At 71.5% G+C, this 19,942-nt stretch carries 18 protein-coding genes and 1 pseudogene; 12 read left to right on the top strand and 7 right to left on the bottom strand.

The genetic code is table 11. The features are described 5' to 3' along the window. Positions 1 to 36: 36 nt before the first annotated feature. From pheT to argH, 9 genes are all read left to right on the top strand, one after another. A complete protein-coding gene (pheT, locus tag QQG74_RS12220; RefSeq protein ID WP_341720401.1) occupies positions 37 to 2,616 on the top strand; it encodes a phenylalanine--tRNA ligase subunit beta in 2,580 nt (859 codons plus the stop codon). 97 nt (positions 2,617 to 2,713) lie between these two features. Next, the gene (locus QQG74_RS12225) at positions 2,714 to 3,238 is read left to right on the top strand and encodes a hypothetical protein (RefSeq protein WP_341720402.1); all 525 of its coding nucleotides are present in this window, start codon (positions 2,714 to 2,716) and stop codon (positions 3,236 to 3,238) included. A 142-nt stretch (positions 3,239 to 3,380) separates the two neighbouring features. After that, positions 3,381 to 4,394, top strand: coding sequence for an N-acetyl-gamma-glutamyl-phosphate reductase (argC, locus tag QQG74_RS12230; RefSeq protein ID WP_341720403.1), 1,014 nt, complete (start codon positions 3,381 to 3,383; stop codon positions 4,392 to 4,394). Positions 4,395 to 4,508: 114 nt separating this feature from the next. Continuing rightward, positions 4,509 to 5,678, top strand: coding sequence for a bifunctional glutamate N-acetyltransferase/amino-acid acetyltransferase ArgJ (argJ, locus tag QQG74_RS12235; protein WP_341720404.1), 1,170 nt, complete (start codon positions 4,509 to 4,511; stop codon positions 5,676 to 5,678). Continuing rightward, positions 5,675 to 6,562 carry an acetylglutamate kinase gene (argB, locus tag QQG74_RS12240; protein WP_341720405.1) on the top strand — a complete coding sequence of 296 codons (888 nt, stop codon included), beginning with the start codon at positions 5,675 to 5,677 and terminating at the stop codon, positions 6,560 to 6,562. Before argJ ends, argB begins: the two co-directional genes overlap by 4 nt. Further along, positions 6,559 to 7,788 (top strand): acetylornithine transaminase, encoded by a 1,230-nt coding sequence (locus tag QQG74_RS12245; RefSeq protein WP_341720406.1) that lies wholly within the window; start codon positions 6,559 to 6,561, stop codon positions 7,786 to 7,788. Before argB ends, QQG74_RS12245 begins: the two co-directional genes overlap by 4 nt. Continuing rightward, complete coding sequence (gene argF, locus QQG74_RS12250; protein ID WP_341720407.1) at positions 7,785 to 8,711, top strand: ornithine carbamoyltransferase; 927 nt, start codon at positions 7,785 to 7,787, stop codon at positions 8,709 to 8,711. The genes QQG74_RS12245 and argF overlap by 4 nt, the downstream gene beginning before the upstream one ends. Positions 8,712 to 8,745: 34 nt before the next feature. Beyond that, positions 8,746 to 9,261, top strand: coding sequence for an arginine repressor (locus QQG74_RS12255; RefSeq protein WP_341720408.1), 516 nt, complete (start codon positions 8,746 to 8,748; stop codon positions 9,259 to 9,261). A 61-nt stretch (positions 9,262 to 9,322) separates the two neighbouring features. Then, positions 9,323 to 10,786, top strand: coding sequence for an argininosuccinate lyase (gene argH, locus QQG74_RS12260; RefSeq protein ID WP_341721219.1), 1,464 nt, complete (start codon positions 9,323 to 9,325; stop codon positions 10,784 to 10,786). Between the two features lie 31 nt (positions 10,787 to 10,817). On the opposite strand, the gene QQG74_RS12265 is transcribed toward argH, so the two are convergent. The 7 genes from QQG74_RS12265 to QQG74_RS12295 all read right to left on the bottom strand — a co-directional run bounded on the left by QQG74_RS12265 (position 10,818) and on the right by QQG74_RS12295 (position 16,829). Further along, positions 10,818 to 11,243 carry a DNA-binding protein gene (locus QQG74_RS12265; protein WP_341720409.1) on the bottom strand — a complete coding sequence of 142 codons (426 nt, stop codon included), beginning with the start codon at positions 11,241 to 11,243 and terminating at the stop codon, positions 10,818 to 10,820. 31 nt (positions 11,244 to 11,274) lie between these two features. Beyond that, entirely contained in the window at positions 11,275 to 13,845 is a 2,571-nt protein-coding gene (locus QQG74_RS12270; RefSeq protein ID WP_341720410.1) for an AMP-binding protein, read from the bottom strand. Positions 13,846 to 13,949: 104 nt separating this feature from the next. After that, positions 13,950 to 14,576, bottom strand: coding sequence for a hypothetical protein (locus QQG74_RS12275; RefSeq protein WP_341720411.1), 627 nt, complete (start codon positions 14,574 to 14,576; stop codon positions 13,950 to 13,952). After that, entirely contained in the window at positions 14,573 to 15,211 is a 639-nt protein-coding gene (locus QQG74_RS12280) for a hypothetical protein (protein ID WP_341720412.1), read from the bottom strand. The genes QQG74_RS12275 and QQG74_RS12280 overlap by 4 nt, the downstream gene beginning before the upstream one ends. A 16-nt stretch (positions 15,212 to 15,227) precedes the next feature. Continuing rightward, complete coding sequence (locus QQG74_RS12285; protein WP_341720413.1) at positions 15,228 to 15,488, bottom strand: hypothetical protein; 261 nt, start codon at positions 15,486 to 15,488, stop codon at positions 15,228 to 15,230. Positions 15,489 to 15,757: 269 nt separating this feature from the next. Next, on the bottom strand, positions 15,758 to 15,958 hold the full coding sequence (locus QQG74_RS12290; RefSeq protein WP_341720414.1) for a DUF397 domain-containing protein: 201 nt from the start codon (positions 15,956 to 15,958) through the stop codon (positions 15,758 to 15,760). Continuing rightward, complete coding sequence (locus tag QQG74_RS12295; RefSeq protein WP_341720415.1) at positions 15,951 to 16,829, bottom strand: helix-turn-helix transcriptional regulator; 879 nt, start codon at positions 16,827 to 16,829, stop codon at positions 15,951 to 15,953. The genes QQG74_RS12290 and QQG74_RS12295 overlap by 8 nt, the downstream gene beginning before the upstream one ends. A 520-nt stretch (positions 16,830 to 17,349) precedes the next feature. Between QQG74_RS12295 and QQG74_RS12300 the strand changes: the two are divergent. From QQG74_RS12300 to QQG74_RS12310, 3 genes and pseudogenes are all read left to right on the top strand, one after another. Next, a pseudogene (locus QQG74_RS12300) lies at positions 17,350 to 17,649 on the top strand (DivIVA domain-containing protein); the annotation flags it as partial. Continuing rightward, entirely contained in the window at positions 17,646 to 17,903 is a 258-nt protein-coding gene (locus QQG74_RS12305; protein ID WP_341720416.1) for a hypothetical protein, read from the top strand. The pseudogene QQG74_RS12300 and the gene QQG74_RS12305, both read left to right, overlap by 4 nt. Further along, on the top strand, positions 17,900 to 19,924 hold the full coding sequence (locus tag QQG74_RS12310) for a hypothetical protein (protein WP_341720417.1): 2,025 nt from the start codon (positions 17,900 to 17,902) through the stop codon (positions 19,922 to 19,924). Before QQG74_RS12305 ends, QQG74_RS12310 begins: the two co-directional genes overlap by 4 nt. Positions 19,925 to 19,942: the final 18 nt, after the last annotated feature.

Here is a 19,942-nt window from a genome sequence, read left to right on the forward strand (position 1 = left end):
GACGGGTACGAGTCACGGAGACGGTGGATCAAAGTCATGCGAGTTTCTCTCAGTTGGCTGCGGGAGTACGTGGACATCCCGGCCAACCTGCCCGTCAACGAGTTGGAGCGGGCCCTGGTCGACCTCGGCATCGAGGTGGAGTCCATCGTGGACCTGTCCGGTACGGTCACCGGGCAGCTGGTGGTCGGCGAGGTCCTGGAGATCGAGGAGCTGACCGGCTTCAAGAAGCCGATCCGGTTCTGCCGGGTGAACGTCGGGTCCGCAAACGGCACCGGCGCGCCGCAGGAGATCGTCTGCGGGGCGCGCAACTTCGCCCCCGGTGACCGGGTCGTGGTGATCCTGCCCGGCGGGGTGCTGCCGGGCGGCTTCGCCATCGGTGCACGCAAGACGTACGGACGCAACTCCCACGGCATGATCTGCTCGGTCAAGGAGTTGGGGCTGGGCGACGACCACTCCGGCATCCTGGTGCTGCCCGAGCACGTGGTCGCCGAGCCCGGCACCGACGCGCGTCCGGTGGTCGGGCTCGACGACATCATCGTCGAGGTGGAGATCACCCCGGACCGGGGCTACCAGATGTCGCTGCGCGGGCTGGCCCGCGAACTGGCGCACGCCTTCGGCGTCGACTACGCCGACCGGGGCCGGCTGCCCGCGACGCCCGGCACCGCCGAGCCGGCGTACCCGGTCGAGGTGCGCGACCCGGTCGGCTGCGACCGGTTCGCCGCCCGGATGGTGCGCGGCGTCGACCCGACGGCGCAGACTCCGGACTGGATGCAGCGGCGACTCACCATCGCCGGCATCCGCAGCATCTCGTTGCCCGTCGACATCACCAACTACGTGATGCTCGAACTCGGGCAGCCGATGCACGCGTTCGACGCCGACCGGATCAACGGTTCGCTTGTGGTGCGTCGGGCGGTGCCGGGGGAGAAGCTGACCACGCTCGACGGGGTGACCCGCGCGCTGGCCCCGGAGGACATGGTCATCTGCGACGCCGGCCTGCCCAACCCGCTGGCGGGTGAGGGCGACGGCACGCCGATCTCGCTCGCCGCCGTGATGGGCGGCGAGACCAGCGAGGTGCTGCCGAGCACCGTCAACGTGCTCTTCGAGGCCGCGCACTGGGACCCGGCGATGGTCGGGCGTACCGCGCGCCGACACAAGCTGTTCAGCGAGGCGGCGAAGCGCTGGGAGCGGGGCGTCGACCCGGCCCTGCCGCTGGTCGCTCTGGACCGGGCGGTCGGGCTGCTCACCGCGTACGCGGGCGGCACCGTCGGCGACGAGGTGCTGGACATCGACCACGTCGTGCCGCGTACCCCGATCGTGCTGCCGGCCGACCTGCCCAGCCGGCGGGTCGGCGTGGACTACCCGCCGGCCCGGGTGGTCGCCCTGCTGGAGCAGGTCGGCTGCACCGTGGCGCGGGGCACCGACCGGCTGACCGAGGATCCGGGCGAGGTGGCGGTGGCCGCCGGCGGTGGCGAGACGCTAAGCGTCACGCCGCCGACCTGGCGTCCCGACCTGACCGAGCCGGCCGACCTGGTCGAGGAGGTGGCCCGCCTCGACGGGTACGACCAGGTGCCGTCGCTGCTGCCGACCGCGCCGCCGGGCCGGGGCCTGACCTGGCGGCAGCGGCGCAACCGGGCGGTGTCCCGGTCGCTTGCCGAGCGGGGCTACGTCGAGGTCCTGGCCCACCCGTTCGTCTCCGCCAAGCTGGCCGACCAGTTCGGTCTGCCCGCCGACGACCCGCGCCGGCAGGCGGTGCGGCTGGCCAACCCGCTGTCCGAGGAGGAGCCGCTGCTACGCACCACGCTGCTCGGCCCGCTGCTCGGCATCGTCCGACGCAACCTCGGTCGAGGGCTGCGCGACCTGGCCCTCTACGAGATCGGCGCGGTCTTCCGGCCGCGTCCCGGCGCCGGCCGCCCGCCGGCCATGGGAGTCGACCGGCGACCCACCGACGCCGAGTTCGCCGCCGCCGACGCGGTGGTCCCGCACCAGCCCCGGCACGTCGCCGTCGTGCTGACCGGCGATGCCGAGCCGGCCGGTTGGTGGGGCGCCGGGCGGCCGGCCGGCTGGGCGGACGCCGTCGAGGCGGGCCGGGACGTCCTCGCCGCCGCCGGGGTGCCGGCCGAGCGGGTTGAGGTGCGCGCCGCAGAGTACGCCCCCTGGCATCCCGGTCGCTGCGCCGAACTGCTTGTCGACGGTGCGGTGGTCGGCCACGCCGGTGAGCTGCACCCGGCGGTGCTGGCGACGCTGGAACTGCCCCGCCGGACCAGCGCGATGGAGCTGGACCTGGACGCCCTGCCGGAGCTCACGGTGGTCCCGGCGCCCACGGTCTCCGGCTTCCCGCCGGCCCTGATCGACGTGGCACTGGTGGTGGACGACACCGTACCCGCCCAGCAGGTGCAGCAGGCCCTCACCGAGGGCGCCGGCGAACTCCTCGAATCGGTACGCCTGTTCGACGTGTACGCCTCCGAGCAGCTGGGCGCCGGCCGCAAGTCACTGGCGTACAAGTTGGCGTTCCGGGCCCCGGACCGCACCCTCACCGTCGAGGAGGCCGTCGCCGCCCGCGACGCCGCAGTGGCCCGCGCCGCCGACCGCGTCGGCGCCACCCTCCGCGGCACCTGAGATGTAAGGAAGGGGCCCTTCCTAACGCCTCGTGCATAGGAAGGGCCCCTTTCTAACACTCCTGCCACGGGTGCCGTCCGCAGAAGGAGCCGAGCTGATGGCGAAGGTCGTCGATGCCGTCATCGACACCGACAACGGTCTGTTCCTGGTCCGGGACGTCAGCGCCGACAGTCGGGAAGCGCTCGCGGCGGCCTTCCGGGCGCGTCGCATTCCCGGCAGCCGTCGCGGGCGGCTCTGCGTCGCGGTCGGTGGCATTCTCGTCGTCCGTGGTGCTCATCAACTGACCCGGCCCCGGGTACGGATCGAGGTTCTGGCCACCTCCGGGCCGGAAGAGCCACCGTGGCACTGGGAGGAGGAGGCCACGATGGAACTGGCCACCGGTCGGCTCGTGGTGGCGGCGGATCCGAGTTTCCCGCTCGATCTGCCGACGGTTGATCTGCCCGCCGGGCCGGGCCGCTACCGGGTGGCGCTCGGTCATCAGGGGCGGACCCGGTTACAGCAGGAGGCGGCTCGGGTCGAGGCGGAGACCCAGGCCGCCACCGCCGACGAGACCCACGCCGGATGGCTCAGTCTCGACGGCATCGAGGAATATCTGATCCGATTCTGGCCCGACCATCGTTGAGTGACCGACCTCGGTAACGAGGTTTGCAGGGGCTCAACGGACTCCGAATGAGGCTTGTTATTTCCATACGGTCGGCTGTATGACCTTGCATCGTGAGCATGGCTACTGCTAGCCTTCGTTGCATAGTCATGCGGAGGTGGGTATGGGAATTCAGGCTGCGGTCGCGGGTGCGAGCGGCTACGCCGGGGGCGAGTTGCTTCGTCTGCTCGCCCAGCATCCCGAGTTCGACCTGGTCACCGCCACCGCACACAGTCAGGCCGGGCAGCCGGTCGGTGCCGTCCACCCGCAGCTGACCGGGCTGGACCTGACCTTCGCCGAGACGGTGCCGGACGTGTTGGCCGACGCCGACCTGGTCTTCCTCGCCCTGCCGCACGGCGAGTCCGCAGCCCTGGCCGCACAGTTGCCCGCCGGGGTCCGGATCGTCGACCTCGGCGCGGACCACCGGCTCGTCGACGCCGACGCCTGGACCAGCTACTACGGCGGCCCGCACGCCGGCGCGTGGACCTACGGGCTACCCGAGCTGCCCGGCCAGCGGGAGCGGATCGCCGCCGCGACCCGGGTGGCCAACACCGGCTGCTACGCCGCGACGATCACGCTGGCGCTGGCCCCGCTGATCGCCGCCGGGGTGGCCCAGCCCGCCGACGTGGTGGTGGTCGCCGCCTCCGGCACCTCGGGCGCGGGCCGCGCCGCCAAGCCGCACCTGCTGGGCAGCGAGGTGATGGGCGACCTGTCGCCCTACAAGGTCGGCGCCCACCAGCACGTACCCGAGATCAAGCAGGCGACCGGCGCCACCGGCCTCTCCCTCACCCCGGTGCTCGCGCCGATGCCGCGCGGCATCCTGGCCACCGTGACCGCGCTGCCGGCCGCCGGGAACGCCGCCGGCTCCGACCCACGGGCGGTGCTGGCGCAGGCGTACGCGGACGACCCGTTCGTGCACCTGCTGCCCGAGGGACGCTGGCCGCACACCGCCGCCACCCTCGGCGGCAACTCCTGCCACCTGCAAGCCACCGTCGACGTCGACTCCGGGCGGCTGATCGTGGTCGCCGCCCTGGACAACCTCGGCAAGGGTGCTGCCGGGCAGGCGGTGCAGAACGCCAACCTGATGTTCGGCCTGCCCGAGACCACGGGCCTGTCCACCTGGGGAGTCGCCCCGTGAGCGTGAGGAACGCAGCGCAGCGGAGTCCCGCAGTCGCGAACGAAAGGCAGGCCCCGTGAGCGTGAGGAACGCAGCGCAGCGGAGTCCCGCAGTCGCGAACGAAAGGCAGGTCCCGTGAGCGTCACCACACCACGCGGGTTCCGGGCGGCCGGCGTGGCCGCCGGGCTCAAGAGCAGCGGAGGGCTCGACGTGGCCCTCGTCGTCAACGACGGCCCGGACGCCGGGGTCGCCGGGGTCTTCACCAGCAACCGGGTCAAGGCCGCACCCGTGCTCTGGAGCGAGCAGGTGGTCCGGGGTGGCCTGGTCCGGGCGGTGGTGCTCAACTCCGGTGGGGCGAACGCCTGCACCGGCCCGGCCGGCTTCCAGGACACCCACGCCACCGCCGAGCACACCGCCGCCGTACTCACCTCGACCGGTCCGGATCAGATCGGCGCGGGCGAGGTGGCGATCTGCTCCACCGGCCTGATCGGTGAACGGCTGCCGATGGACAAGCTGCTGCCGGGGGTGGACGCCGCCGGCCGGGCGCTGGCAACCGACGGTGGCGACGCCGCCGCTGAGGCGATCATGACCACGGACACCCGGCCGAAGACCACGGTCGTGTCCGGTGACGGCTGGACCGTCGGCGGCATGGCCAAGGGCGCCGGCATGCTGGCCCCGGGCATGGCCACCATGCTCTGCGTACTCACCACCGACGCGGTGGCCGGTCGGGAGACGCTCGACGCCGCGCTGCGGGCCGCCACCCGGGTCACCTTCGACCGGGTCGACTCCGACGGCTGCATGTCCACGAACGACACGGTGCTGCTGCTGGCCAGCGGTGCCTCCGGCGTCGAGCCGAGCGCGGCGGAGTTGACCGCCGCGGTCACCGCCGCCTGCCACGACCTGGCTCAGCAGTTGCTGGCCGACGCCGAGGGGGCCACCAAGGAGGTCGCCATCGAGGTGGTCGGCGCGGCAAGCGAGGACGAGGCGGTCGAGGTGGGTCGGGCGGTGGCCCGCAACAACCTGGTGAAGACCGCGCTGTTCGGCAACGACCCGAACTGGGGGCGGATCCTCGCCGCCGTCGGCACCACCGCCGCCGCCTTCGACCCGGACGAGGTGGACGTGGCGGTCAACGGGATCTGGGTCTGCCGCTGCGGTGCCGCCGCCGAGGACCGCTCGAAGGTGGACCTCACCGGGCGGGCCGTCACCATCCGGATCGACCTGCACGCCGGCCCCGCCACGGCGACGGTGTGGACAAACGATCTGTCCCACGCCTACGTGCACGAGAACTCGGCGTACTCGACATGAATCTCTCCTCCGACCTCACCCACGCCCAGGCCAAGGCCGCCACGCTTATCGAGGCGCTGCCCTGGCTGGCCCGCTTCGCCGGGGCCACCGTCGTGGTCAAGTACGGCGGCAACGCCATGGTCGATCCCGAACTGCAACGGGCCTTCGCCGCCGACATGGTGTTCCTGCGCTACGCCGGCCTCAAGCCGGTGGTGGTGCACGGTGGCGGTCCGCAGATTTCCAAGATGCTCGGTCGGCTCGGCATCGACAGCGAGTTCCGGGGCGGCCTGCGGGTGACCACGCCGGAGGCGATGGACGTGGTCCGGATGGTGCTCGTCGGTCAGGTCGGCCGGGAACTGGTCGGGCTGATCAACGCGCACGGCCCGTACGCGGTCGGCCTCTCCGGTGAGGACGCCGGACTCTTCACCGCCGTGCGCCGACCCGCGTACGTCGATGGGGAACCGGTCGACGTCGGGCAGGTCGGCGACGTCGAGTCGGTGGACGTCTCGGCGGTGGCTGACCTGATCACCGCCGGCCGGATTCCGGTGATCTCCACCGTGGCGCCGGACGTGGACGGGGTGCTGCACAACCTCAACGCCGACACCGCCGCCGCCGCGCTCGCCGTGGCCCTGCGCGCCCGCAAGCTGGTCGTCCTCACCGACGTGCCCGGCCTCTACGCCAACTGGCCGGACACGTCCAGCCTGATCAGCGAGATCAGCACCGACGACCTGGCGAAGCTGCTGCCGACGCTGGAATCGGGCATGGTGCCCAAGATGGAGGCCTGCCTGCGGGCCGTCAGCGGGGGAGTGCCCGCCGCGCACGTGGTCGACGGCCGGGTCGCCCACTCCACCCTGCTGGAAGTGTTCACCTCGGAAGGCTTCGGAACCATGGTGATCCCCTCATGACGCTGGTGAGCCGCTGGCGGCAGTCGATGATGGACAACTACGGCACACCGCCGCTCGCGCTGGTCTCCGGCTCCGGCGCCGTCGTGGTCGACGAGACCGGCCGGGAGTACGTCGACCTGCTCGGTGGCATCGCGGTGAACGCCCTCGGGCACGCCCACCCGGCCGTGGTGGCCGCGGTCTCCAAGCAGGTCGCCACCCTCGGGCACGTGTCCAACCTGTTCGTCGCCGAACCGCCGGTGGCCCTGGCGGAGCTGCTGCTGGCGCTCGCCGGTCGGCCGGGGCGGGTCTTCTTCGCCAACTCGGGCGCGGAGGCCAACGAGGCGGCGTTCAAGCTGTCCCGCCGGACCGGGCGGACCCATGTGGTCGCCACCGTCGGCGGTTTCCACGGTCGCACCATGGGTGCCCTGGCGTTGACCGGCCAGCCGACCAAGGCCGACCCGTTCCGCCCGCTGCCCGGCGAGGTCGACCACATCCCGTTCGGTGACGTGGCCGCCCTGGAGGCGGCGGTCACCGACGCCACGGCCATGGTGATCCTGGAGCCGATCCAGGGCGAGAACGGCGTGGTCGTCCCGCCGGCCGGCTATCTTGCCGCCGCGCGGCGGATCACTGCCCGGCACGGTGCGCTGCTGGTGCTCGACGAGGTGCAGACCGGGATCGGCCGTACCGGGCACTGGTTCGCCCACCAGGCCGAGGGGGTGGAACCGGATGTGGTGACCCTGGCCAAGGGGCTCGGTGGCGGGCTGCCCATCGGCGCGACCCTCGCCTTCGGTCCGGCCGCCGAGTTGCTGGCTCCCGGTTCGCACGGCAGCACCTTCGGCGGTAACCCGGTCAGCTGCGCCGCCGCCCTGGCGGTGATCTCCACGATTGCGCACGAGGGCCTGCTCGACCACGTCAAGCGGGTCGGTGAGCGGTTGCGTCGCGGGATCGAGGCGCTCGGCCACCCGCTTGTCGACGGCGTCCGGGGTGCCGGGCTGCTGCTCGGCGTGGCCCTCACCGCGCCGGTGTCGGTCGCCGCCGCCGAGGCGCTGCGTTCGGCCGGCTTCCTGGTCAATCCCGTCCAGCCGGACGTGCTCCGCCTCGCCCCGCCGCTGATCCTCACCGCCGCCCAGGCCGACGCCTTCCTCGCCGCCCTGCCCGCCGCGCTTTCGGCGGCGGATCCCGGTACGGATGCCGGGGTGCCGTCGCCCACCACGAGCCCGACCGAGAGCACGGAGGCTTCCGCATGACCCGGCACTTCCTGCGGGACGACGATCTCTCGCCGGACGAACAGGCGAGCGTGCTCGACCTGGCGGCGCGGATGAAGGCCGACCGGTACGGGCACCGACCGCTTGCCGGTCCCCGCTCGGTGGCGGTCCTCTTCGACAAGCAGAGCCTGCGGACCCGGATCTCGTTCGACGTGGGCATCGCCGAACTCGGTGGCCATCCGCTGGTGGTGGACACCCAGGTCACCCACTTCGGGCGGGGCGAGAGCCTCGGCGACGCCGGTCGGGTGCTGTCCCGCTACGTGGCCGCGATCGTGCTGCGTACCCATGGCGACGACCGGATCGCGGAGGTGGCGGCCGGGGCCACCGTGCCGGTGGTGAACGCGCTTACCGACGGTTTCCACCCCTGCCAGTTGCTGGCCGACCTGCTCACCGTGCGGGAGTGGTGCGGTGGCACCGCCGGCCGGAGCCTGGCGTACGTCGGCGACGCGGCGAACAACATGGCCCACTCGTACCTGCTGGCCGGGGCGACCGCCGGCATGCACGTGCGGATCGCCGGACCGACCGGCTTCCAGCCCGCCGCCGACGTGGTGGCCCGGGCCGAGGAGATCGCCGCCGTGACCGGCGGGTCGGTACGGGTGCTCACCGATCCGGTCGCCGCGGTCCGGGACGTCGACGTGGTCGCCACCGACACCTGGACCTCGATGGGCCAGGAGAGCGACGGGCTGGACCGGATCACCCCGTTCCTGCCGTACCAGGTCAACAAGGCGCTGCTCGGGCACGCCGCGCCGGAGGCGATCGTGCTGCACTGCCTGCCGGCGCACCGCGGCGAGGAGATCACCGACGAGATGCTCGACGGCCCGCGCAGCGCCGTGTTCGACCAGGCGGAGAATCGGTTGCACGCCCAGAAGGCGCTGCTGACGTTCCTGCTCACGCAGACGGCGTGAGCAGGAGCGCCGCCGTCGCGACCGAGGAGGTTCGGTGACCGCACCGTTGACCCGTGCTGCCCGCCACGCCCGCATCGTCGAGCTGATCCGCGACCATGAGATCCGCTCGCAGACCGAGCTGGCCGAGTTGCTCGGCGACGAGGGTGTGCAGGTCACTCAGGCCACCCTCTCCCGGGACCTGAAGGAACTCGGCGCGGTCACCGCCCGGGGCGGGGACGGTCGGGCCGTCTACGTCATCCCGGAGGACGGCCACCGCCCGCTGCGCGACGCCGAGGCGGCACCGGCGCGCCTCGTGCGGCTGCTGCGGGAGCTGCTCAACGAGGTCGACTCCAGCGGCAACATCGCGGTGCTGCGCACCCCGCCCGGTGCGGCCCAGTACCTGGCCAGCGCGTTGGACCGGGCGGGCCTGACGGAGGTCGTCGGCACCATCGCCGGCGACGACACCATCCTCGTCGTGGCGCGCGAGCCCGACGGCGGGGCGGCACTCGGCGAACGGCTCGCCCGCTGGGCCCGCCGGGACGACAACACTGAAGGGGACAACACACCTTGACGGAGCAGTTGGAGTGCGTACCGGACGCCCGGCTGGATGGGGTGCGGCCTTGACCACCAGAATTGGCGGGGTGGATGACAAGAGCCTGACCGAGAACAGCGCCCCTGCGAACCGGACGAGCCTGTGGGGTGGCCGGTTCGCCGGTGGCCCGTCGGAGGCGCTCGCGCGGCTGTCGGTGAGCGTCCAGTTCGACTGGCGACTGGCCCCGTACGACATCGCCGGTTCCCGGGCGCACGCCCGGGTGCTGGCCGGCGCCGGGCTGCTCGACCCGGAGGAACTGGGCCGCATCCTCGCCGCCCTGGACGACCTGGAGGCGGCCTGCGCCTCCGGGGCGTTCCGCCCGACGGTCGACGACGAGGACGTGCACACCGCCCTGGAACGCGGGCTGCTGGAGCGGCTCGGCAGCCTCGGCGGCAAGCTGCGTGCCGGTCGCTCCCGCAACGACCAGGTCGCCACCGATCTGCGGCTCTATCTGCGCGACCACGCCCGGGGCGTGGCCGCGCGGCTGGTGGAGCTGGCCGACGCGCTGGTGGAGCAGGCCGAGCGGCACGTGGAGACCGCCGCGCCGGGCATGACCCACCTCCAGCACGCCCAGCCGGTCACCTTCGGCCACTGGCTGCTGGCCCACGTGCAGCCGCTGCTGCGCGACCTGGAGCGGCTGCGCGACTGGGACCACCGGGCGGCGGTCAGCCCGCTCGGTGCCGGGGCGCTGGCCGGGTCGGGCCTGCCGCTGGATCCGGTGGCGGTCTCCAAGGAGTTGGGCTTCCGTACCTCCTTCGCCAACTCGATGGACGCGGTCGCCGACCGGGACTTCGTCGCCGAGTTCCTCTTCACCACCGCGATGATCGGGGTGCACCTGTCCCGCCTCGGCGAGGAGGTGGTGCTCTGGACGTCGCAGGAGTTCGGCTGGGTCGAGCTGGACGACGCCTTCGCCACCGGTTCGTCGATCATGCCGCAGAAGAAGAACGCGGACATCGCCGAGCTGGCCCGGGGCAAGTCCGGCCGGCTCGTCGGTGGGCTGGTCGCCGTGCTGACCATGCTCAAGGGCCTGCCGATGACGTACGACCGGGACATGCAGGAGGACAAGGAGCCGGCCTTCGACGCGGTCGACACCCTGGAGCTGCTGCTGCCGGCTCTGGCCGGGATGATCTCCACCATGACGGTACGGGTCGACCGGCTGGTCGCCGCCGCTCCGGTGGGCTTCTCGCTGGCTACCGAGGTGGCTGACTGGCTGGTCCGTAAGGGTGTGCCGTTCCGGGACGCGCACGAGATCACCGGCAAGCTGGTGGCGCTCTGCGCGGCCCGGGACTGCGCCCTCGACGAGGTTTCCGACGCCGACCTGGCCACCATCAGCGAACACCTCGACCCCTCCGTACGGGACGTGTTGTCGGTTCGCTCGGCTCTGGCGGCCCGGATCACTCCGGGCTCGACCGGTCCCGGTCCGGTCGCCGACCAGCTCGCCGCCGCCGCCGACCAGCTGGTGGGCTGGCGGGAGTGGGCTGCGGAGCAGGTCGTTCCGCGCTGAGCACGGTGGACGGGTGGACCGGTCGCTCGGTTCACCCGGTGACCCGGCTGGTCTCCTCGGTCCGGGCGGCCAGCCGGTCGTAGCGTTGCCGGGCGGCCTGGGCGCTGCCCAGGCCGAGACCCTGGCCGATCGCCTGCCAGGTCAGTCCGCGACTGCGGGCGAGGTTGAGCAGCCCCACCTCCATGGTGTCGATTTCGGCGCGCAGGTGCGGGAAGAGGGCGAGCGCGGCGAGCAGGTCGGCCTCGTCGACCGGTTCCTCGCCGGGCGTGGGTTCGACGGCACCGGCGGCCAGGGCCAGGAGTACGGCGATCGCCTCGTACGGGTCGGCGGCGTACGGATTGGTGTGTCGGCGGCGCTGCGTCTCGGTGGCGGCGTGTCGGTCGGTGAGCCGGTGGAGTGCGGCGTAGGTGCGGTGGGCGCGACCCGCCTCGGCGGACGCGACTGATTCGGTGGACATGACCCCAGTCCAGCACTTCAACGAAACGTTGTCAACGATATGTTGAGATGCGGTTGCTGGCCCACCGCCCGACCCGCCCGACGACGGTGGCGTACCCGATGCCGACGGCCAGCGAGGCGACCAGCGCCAGCAGCGGCAGGTCGCGCAGGTGCGGGTAGACCTGCCAGTGGGTGAGGTAGATGTAGAGCGAGCTGGCGGCCAACAGCCCGGCGATCCGGTTGACCCCCCGGAGGCTGGGCACCGTGGGCAGCCAGACCAACAGGGCGAAGCCGGCCACGATCAGCGCCTCCCGGGCCGGCTGGCCGAAGAAGCCGGGCACGATCAGCGCCGCCGCCGCGCTGACCAGCAGCCGCTGCCCGACACCATCGGCCCGGGCGGCGGCCCAACCGAGGGTGAACAGCCAGCCGGCGACCAGCGCGGCCGGCAGGTCGTAGCGGGCGTCCAGGCCGAACACGTCGTACCGGCCGAGCAGGCCGAGCGCGGTCAACCCCAACGGCAGCGCGAACGGATACCGGCGCTCCAGCCGGTCGACCCGGCGCAGGGCGAGCAGCGCCGCCAGCCCCACCAGCAGGTACACCACCGCCTCGACGAACCAGAAGTGCCACCCGCTGCCCGCCTCGTCCGGCCCGACGATGCTGTGCACCAGCAGCAGGGTGCTGGCCCGGTACTGGTCGCTCACCAGCATCACCGCGCCGATCCAGGCCATCGTCGGCAGCACGATCCGGGCCAGACCCGCGCCGATCTGCCGCAGCCGGTCGCGTCGCCCGGCGCTGGTGAGCTGGAACCGGGCGAAGTTGAATCCGGCCACCGCGAGCAGCAGATGTGCGCCGCCGGTGACGGTGAACAGCGAGATGTGCGAGCCGACGATCAGCACGATGGCCGCCGCGCGCAGCGCCACGCTGGTCTCCAGCGATCGCCGTCGGGTGCCGGGTCGCTGTGGGGTGTCGGGTCGCTGTGGGGCGCGCAGCGCCGCGATCGGCCGGGTGTGCCAGTTCGGCGGCAGGTGGCCCAGTTCCTGCTCCAGCCGCACCGACATCTCCACGTACGACAGCGAGTCGCCGCCCAGGTCGACGAAGCTCAACTCGGGGCGTACGTCGTCGCGGTCGAGCACCTGCGCGTACAGCCGGCACAGCTCGTCGGTCGAGGCGGTACCAGCCGGACCGCTGGCGGCGTGCGCCGACCTGGTCACCCCGTCGGCGGCGGACCGGGCCGGCTCGGCGGCGGCAAGTGCGCGCAGCCGGGCCAGGTCGGGCTTACCGTTGCCGAGGCGCGGCAGCTCGGCCAGGACCAGCACCCGTACGGCGCGCGGCGGCAACCCCACCGCATCGACGACCAGCCGGCGTACGCGGCGGCCGTCCGCGTCACCCGGCACCGCCACGACCAGTTCGTCGTCGGCGCCGACGCAGGTGGCGGCCACCCCGTGCCGGGACAGCAGCGCCTCGACCTGGTCCGGGTCCACCCGCAGCCCGAGGATCTTGGCGAACCGACTGCGCCGACCGACGATCTCGTACAGTCCCGTCGGGGTGCGCCGGGCCAGGTCACCGGTGTGCAGCTCGGTGACGGTGCGCCCGAGCGCCAGGTCGGCCGGGCGCTCGGCGTAGCCGAGCATGACGTTGCGGCCCGCGTACACCAGCTCACCCACCTGCGGGTCCGGGTGGTCGGGCACCGGCGCGAGCCGGAACGCGCCGCCGGGCACCGGCACGCCGATCGCCGCCGGGTGCTCGGCCGCGAGGTCCGGCGGCAGGTACGCCATCCGCGCGGTCGCCTCCGTCTGCCCGTACATCACGAAGAGGTCCCAGCCGCCGCGCCGGCCCAACTCGGCGTAGCGGCGCACCCGCTCGGGAGCGAGTCGCCCGCCGGCCTGGGTGACATACCGCAGATGGGGCAGCTCCAGCTCGGCGAAGCCGACCCGGTCCAGCAGGTCGAAGGTGTACGGCACACCGGCCAGGCTGGTGCCCCGGGCGGCCCGGAACAGCTCCCAGAAGCATTCGTCGGCGACGGATAGGTCGGTCAGCACCAGCGCCGCGCCCCGGGTCAAATGGCTGTGCACCACCGACAGTCCGTAGCAGTAGTGCAGCGGCAGCGAGGTGACCGCCCGGTCGCTGTCCCGGATGCCCAGGTACCGTGCGATCGACTCGGCGTTGGCGGTGAGATTGTCGTGGGAGAGCCGGACCAGCTTCGGCGAGCCGGTGGAGCCCGAGGTGCTCAACAGCAGCGCCAGTTCGGGATGCAGCTGGTGCGCGCTGCCAACCCGGCGTTCCTGGACCGTCCAGCCGGCGTCCGGCCCGAGCACCACGTCCGGGTCGTACGCCCGCACCAGCTCCGGCAGCGCGGGCCCGTCGGGCACCAACAGCACCGGATGCCCACCGTGCAGCGCAGCCAGGTACGCCACCAGCGCCTCGACGCTGTTCGCGCCGACCACCAGCACCAGCCGGCGTACGCTGCCGAGCCGTTCGGCTCCCTCGACGACCCGGCGGGCGAGATCGACGTAGCTGATCTCGCCGGCCGTGGTGACGACGGCGGTCCGGTCGCCGTGGCTGGCGAGGTCGCGCACGAACGGCACCGCCCGCCGGGCCGGAACCAGGGAGGGAGCGACAGTCACGCAGGAACTCTAAGGTAAGGCTGCCCTAATTCCTAGGCCGACGGCTCGGGACCACACCCGCCATCAGCAAACCCAACTCGGATGATCATCAAGTGCGGATCGGGTCAAATGCGGGCGCGGTAGCCGCTGATGGCGTCGGTGCACTTGCCGAGCAGGCAGGGCGAATCGAGAACGAGGTTTCGTGCCGTGGTGAGGCTGTCGTCCAGGGCGCGCACCACATCCGGTCGTCCTCCGGCCAGCACCGCGTTGAGTTCGTTCTGGCTCGCCCACATCGTCCGATATAGCTCGGTGAGCTGGCGTGACGCTCGGTTGAGTTGAGCCATCACGTTGTCCAGCCCGCCAATCACCTGCCCGGCAATGCTGGCCGAACTGCCCCGCGCCGGGATGCGGCCGGTGCTGCCGCTGGACCGTCTCGCCCTGGGAGACGCGCCCGCCAACGCGGCAGATCTTTTCTGGTCGCTCCGTTCGCGGAAGTGGTCGATGCCCGCGACGACGAACGCCTTCCCTTGTGACCCGACCATGCCGCCGATGATCGCTCCGCCGACGGAGGTGATGGCAGGCGATAGGGGCAACCCGTACTTGGCGCTGCCGAGGCCGACCAACGCGCCGACGCCCGCGCCGCCCAACTCGACCAGCTTCCCGAGCGCTTCCTTGGCGCTTTCATACTTGAACCGCCGCGCGAACGGCCGTTCCTTCTTCTGCTCCCTACGCCGCTTGCGTCCGTACCTCATGTCGCCACGACAGGGTCCAAGAACGCGCAGCCGGTGGTGATCATTATGGGCAGGTTCAAGGCAGTGTCCCGGGCGACCTCGCCGGGAGTCAGACCGAGCAGTTCTTCGCCCTCCTCCTGCTCCTCGGACTCATCGGCGTAGAAGACACATGCCTCCCAGATATTCGAATGCAGGAACGCGAAGGCCCACTGCGAGTAAACCTGGACCGGTACCGCGACCTTGGGTTGGCCGGCGTGGCCGATGCGGTGGAGATGGGGCTCCTCGGGAGTGGAGCCAAGGCCCTCGCCGAGGGGAAGGAGTTTGTGGCGGCGGAAGATGAGTTCGAGGTCGCCATCGGTGTCGAACTCGACCAGGAGGCCACGGGCGATCAGGCTGTCGACCAGCCGGGCGGCTTGGGGCTCCGGGTTCGGGGCGGTTTCCAGCAGCCGGATCAGGGACTCACGGTTGACTCCGAGTTTCGCGTGGCGCTCGGCGTCCACGAAGGCCGCTGCCCAGACCGCCGCCTCGGTTTCGGTCAGCTCAACCAGGTCGTCGCCGAGGTGAACTTCGTAGCATTCGGGGATCGGGTCCGGCGGGCGGACATAGCGGTAGCGCGGACCCATGGACAGACCGACCGGGACGATGACGCGTGGCATGGGAACCTCTCGGGTGTCAGAAGCCGGCGGCGTATCGCCTGGTCGTGTCGACCGCGCCCAGCGCGAGCTGTGATGCTTCGTCCAGCTTGGCCTTGACCTGTTCGATCTGGCTGATCGCCTGGCCGACGGCTGGATGGTTGGTGCCAGCGGTGACCGCCTGCAACAGCGCGAGGCTCTGCTCCAACGAGTCGTGCACCGCGCGAAGCTGGACGACGCTCTGCTGAGTCTGTTGGCCGAAGCGGTTGATGCCGGCCTTGATCTCCTCGATCGACGCCACCGCGACACTCCTCCCGTGTGGGCATCGAAACATGTCTGACCGTACCGGGTTATGTACGTTCCGTCAGCAATCGGTCGCCCATCGGTCAACGGAAGGCGCTGGCCGCGAGAAGATCTCAGTCGTGAGTGCGGCGCGATGGGCTGTTCCGTCTTGAGTGCATTCTGAAACTGAAGTTTCTGGGTGAAATTAAGCGCTCTCGACTGGTTGAGGCGCGGGGCCGCTGGCCGACTGGCGACCTGATGCACCCCTTCGCTTATTGCCGACCGCTGTTAGCTGTCGAAGATCCTCTGCTTAATACCCATCACGAAGGTGGCCCAGGACGCCGGGCTGAACGTCAGGAGCGGACCAGCGGGGTCCTTGCTGTCTCGCAGCCCGACGACACCGGGCAGGTTGTCCGCCACCTCGACGCAGTTGCCGCCGTTGTTGCTGCGGCCGGACTTCCGCCAGACGGCACCGGTCAAGTCAGACACGGGAGTGCTCCTCTGCAACTTGGTGAATAAGACTCTTGGATTTTGCTTCGCTCAGGGCCCGACTCGCCATGTCGGCCCAGATCGAGTTGTATGCGGCTGTCTCGTGAGGCTTGTCGAGGTAGATGGCTCCTGTCGCGGCTTCGAGATATGCCACGGGCGGCTCGACCTCTTGGCCGTGAGCGTCCTGCGGGAATTCCAGGAGTGAGAAGGCTCCCGACATCGCGCCCGCGTGTAGCCCGGCGGAAAAACTTAGAACTTGGACGGTCACGTTCGGTAGCTCCGCAGCCTTCGCGATCTGGTGAAGCTGCTCGACCATGAGCGTCGCGTTGCCCACCGGGCGGCGCAACACAGCCTCGTTGATAATTACGCTGAGTTGCGGAGGAGAGAAGCGCGTGAGGAGGGTTTGCCGCTCGACGCGGAGTTGGATAGCGCGTTGCTGCTCTTGATCATCGGCAGCATCAACCGCGCCGCCCGGCATCTTGAAGACCTGTTCGGCGTAGGCGCGGGTCTGGAGTAGGCCGGGTACCAGTTCGGCCTCGTACTGGCGGATGCGGGATGCCGCTGCTTCAAGACCGATGTAGAGCTGGAACCAGCGTGGCAGGCCAGCGCCGATGTAGTCGTGCCACCAGTTTTTGTTCTCCCGGGTCGTCGCGGTCAGGGCGAGCAGTAGCTCCCGGTCGTCGTCGGAGGCACCGTACAGGTCGAGCATCTGCTGTACGTCTGCCTGGCGGAAGCGAACGTGTTCGGCACCGTTCTCGATCCGATGCAGCGTGGCGCGTGCTCGATCCAGCCGCTCCGCAGCCTGTTCCATGGTGAGGCCCGCTGCCTTACGTAGGGACTCGAACTTGCGCCCGATCTGCCGCCGCAGCATCGTCGATCCCGTTACTGATTGTGACACTACCCGTCCTCCGCTGCTGGGATGGTTCGACGTCCGTCCGTTCAATTGAAACTGTCGAGTGTCTCAGAATCAATAGACACGTCACGCCTGGTAAATCCGGATAGCAAGGTCAAAATCTGTGGATCGCTATTGCAACATTGCAATAGCGCTCGTTCGGTGCTTCACTCTCCACACGGCCACTGTGGAAGTGCTGGTCAGGGGCCGTGTCTGCCCTGGTGCCGTACTGCGATGAAGGGCTGCGGTGGCAGGTGCGTGGTGGGTCCGTCGGTGCGCGGCGGGCCGATGGACCCGCCGTTTCACATCGCCCACGCTGACGAGAGCGAGGTCTGTCATGCGCATCCCTTTCCGGCGGCGAGCCGGGCGGTACGACGCCCGGCACACCAGGCAGACCGCAGAGCACACCAGGCAGACCGCCGAGCACACCGGGCACGCAGCAGGGCACAGACACGCTGCGGAGTGCACCGAGCAACGCGGCGAGAGCTACGGACTCGGCACCTGTTACCGGGCGGCGAGTTATCGGCCGTGGCAGGTGCGGGATCGGCGGTTCCGGTTGGGTCGGCGCGGCTACGACCCGGCGGAGGTGACCGAGTTTCTTGGTCGGGTGGCCGACGACCTGGAGGCGGCGTACCGGCAGGTGGCCGAGTCGCAGCGGGAGGCGGCGCGGGTCCGGGACGCGTTGCGGCGGTGGCAGTCCGAGTGGGGGCAGGCGCGGCCGGGCGGCGCGAACCAGCGCCCGACGTATTGCCGCCAACCGGTGGAGCAGCGGCCGGCGAATCAGGGGGCCTGGCGGTGAGCGAACGCTACGTGGTGCACCTGCCGGTGGAGGCGGCCGATCTGGTGGCGGCGCAGCGGCTGGCTCGGGTGTTGGCTCGCTGGGCGCGGGCGTTGCCGCAGCTCGACCCGGGGGAGATCACCGTGTCGGCCGAGGACGAGCAGGGCGTACGGCATCGGGTTTTCTGCGATCTTCTGTTGCCCGGTGGCGGGCGGTGCCTGTTGCGGGCCGACCACGACGGTGATTGTGCCCGGCGGTTGGGCGGGCGGTCATGAACACCGTGGCCTGCGCCGACTGCGGTGGGCTGGGCTTTCGGGTGCGGCGGTGCGAGTGCACCCGGGGTGGCGACCGGCTGATCGTGGCGGGCGGCGAGTACCGCGACGAGGCGTACGCGGATTGTCGGCTCTGTGCCGGCGACGGCAGCGTGGCCGAGGCGTGTCACCGGTGCGGGAGCGGTGGGCGGCGACGGGCACAGCTGGTGGTGACGGTGGTCAACCTGGACACCGGGGCGGCGGTGTCGCGCCGACTGATGCCCGGCCGGCTCGACCCGCCACCGGGCCGGGAGCGGGTCGGCCGGGCGGAAGAGCTGGTCGGCGGGCTCTGCGCGGCCGTCGGGGTACGCGGATTGCGGCCACGGTGGGGGTGGCGCTCGTTGGACGACACGCTGTACTGGCTGCCGCCGCAGTGGCGGCCGGAGCTGCCCGAGTCGCAGCGCTTGTTGCTGGAAGCCGAGGCGCTCGCCCGGCACGACTACGACCCGTGGTGGGTCTTCGTCGGGCGGAGCAGCGCGACACCGCCGCCGCCCGATCCGGCGGCCGAGCTGTCCCGGCTCTGCGCGCTGGCCGACCTGCTCCAGCTTGACCTGGTGGTGGAGGCACGCCGCCGCAACTACCACGAGGTGGTCTGGGACATCCGGTACGAGTTGCCCGGCAGCCCGGTGCCGCTGGACCCGCAGGTGCACGCGCAGGCCCGCGACCTGCCCTCGGCGGTCGCCGACACGAGCTTGCGGTCCGCGATGTGTGGGTTGGACGAGCGGGGGCGGCACGCGCCCCTCCACACCGTGCGGGCAATGCCGACTGTCGACGTACCAAAGGTCATGGATCTTGATCGGCTCGGCCGGGCGGTGCTCGCGGAGCTGGCCGGGGACGCGCCCGGCGCGCAGGCGATCTGGCGGGACGGCCGCTGGTGGCACACCGCGTTGCACCCGACCGGCAGCGTCGAGACGCTGCACGAGCGGGAGACCGGACAGATCGTCCGGTACGTTGCGGAGTCGCTGCGGCGAGCCACCGAACCACCCGACCCGGGCTGGTGGGGGGAGCCGATTCCGCACCGGCCCTGCCCGGACTGCCGGCCCGGCAGCCGGCTGCGCCGCTGCGACTGCCGGCTCGGCCGTCCCGGACCGGATCCACAGTGCCCGGACTGCTCCGGTGCCGGCCTGGCCCCCTCGGTGGGCTGCTGCCGGACCTGCCGGGACAGCGGCCGGATCCCGGCCGCGGTGGCGGTGACCGTGACCGACAGGCGTCGGGTGAGCCACGAAACCTGGCGGCCCGTCGCGGACGAGCCCGCCCCGGTGGTCGCCCAGCAGCCCAACGGCGCGCCGGTGCATCAGCTCGGACCGCACCGGCGGCTGGCCCGCCACGCCGCCGCTTTCGGGGTACGCCCGGCCGACCTGACCCGCCTCGATACGGACTGGCCGGTCGAGCAGGACCTGCTCGACGGGATCGTGACGGTTTATGAGCCCGGCGTCGACCCGGTGCGTCAGCACGTCGAGCAACTCGCCGCCCGGCTGCCCGGGGCACGGTTGTTGGTGCTCGCCGCCGCGCCGGACGCGCCACCCCTGACCGACCTGCTGCGGCTCGCCCACGCCCTCGACCTGACCGCCGTACTGACCTACTGCGATCACCGGCTCGACGCGGGCGACCCGCTGAAGATCCAGGGGGAGCGGTGGGGCATCCGGCTCGCGGCGCGGGACGCCGAGATCGGGGCGGAGCTGCCGCTGCACGCCAGCGTCGAACTGGCCGTCGCACGGTGTGTCGAGTTCCTGGACAATCACCTGCTCGCCACCGTGCCCCGGGAACCGGACCGCCCGGTGCCCGCCCCGCAGGCCGTCTCGTCCCCGCCGGTGCCGGACCCGATCGGGTTGATCCGCCGGGTCGGCCAGCACCACGCCGGAGCGCCGGTGGCGGCGTCGTTCGACCGGATCGGCTGCCGCCTCTGGCTGGCGCAGGAGGGCGGCCTCCGGCCGCTCGCGCAAGCGGCCACGCTCGGCGATGCCGTCGCCGCCCTGCGGCTGTGACCCGCCCGTCGAGCAAGA

The organism is Micromonospora sp. FIMYZ51, assembly GCF_038246755.1.
GTDB lineage: Bacteria > Actinomycetota > Actinomycetes > Mycobacteriales > Micromonosporaceae > Micromonospora.

Coding starts and splice junctions, on each gene's coding strand:
- pheT (WP_341720401.1), top strand. CDS start 37: ATGCGAGTTTCTCTCAGTTGGCTGCGGGAGTACGTGGACATCCCGGCC.
- QQG74_RS12225 (WP_341720402.1), top strand. CDS start 2,714: ATGGCGAAGGTCGTCGATGCCGTCATCGACACCGACAACGGTCTGTTC.
- argC (WP_341720403.1), top strand. CDS start 3,381: ATGGGAATTCAGGCTGCGGTCGCGGGTGCGAGCGGCTACGCCGGGGGC.
- argB (WP_341720405.1), top strand. CDS start 5,675: ATGAATCTCTCCTCCGACCTCACCCACGCCCAGGCCAAGGCCGCCACG.
- QQG74_RS12245 (WP_341720406.1), top strand. CDS start 6,559: ATGACGCTGGTGAGCCGCTGGCGGCAGTCGATGATGGACAACTACGGC.
- argF (WP_341720407.1), top strand. CDS start 7,785: ATGACCCGGCACTTCCTGCGGGACGACGATCTCTCGCCGGACGAACAG.
- QQG74_RS12265 (WP_341720409.1), bottom strand. CDS start 11,243: ATGTCCACCGAATCAGTCGCGTCCGCCGAGGCGGGTCGCGCCCACCGC.
- QQG74_RS12275 (WP_341720411.1), bottom strand. CDS start 14,576: ATGAGGTACGGACGCAAGCGGCGTAGGGAGCAGAAGAAGGAACGGCCG.
- QQG74_RS12280 (WP_341720412.1), bottom strand. CDS start 15,211: ATGCCACGCGTCATCGTCCCGGTCGGTCTGTCCATGGGTCCGCGCTAC.
- QQG74_RS12295 (WP_341720415.1), bottom strand. CDS start 16,829: ATGCTGCGGCGGCAGATCGGGCGCAAGTTCGAGTCCCTACGTAAGGCA.
- QQG74_RS12310 (WP_341720417.1), top strand. CDS start 17,900: ATGAACACCGTGGCCTGCGCCGACTGCGGTGGGCTGGGCTTTCGGGTG.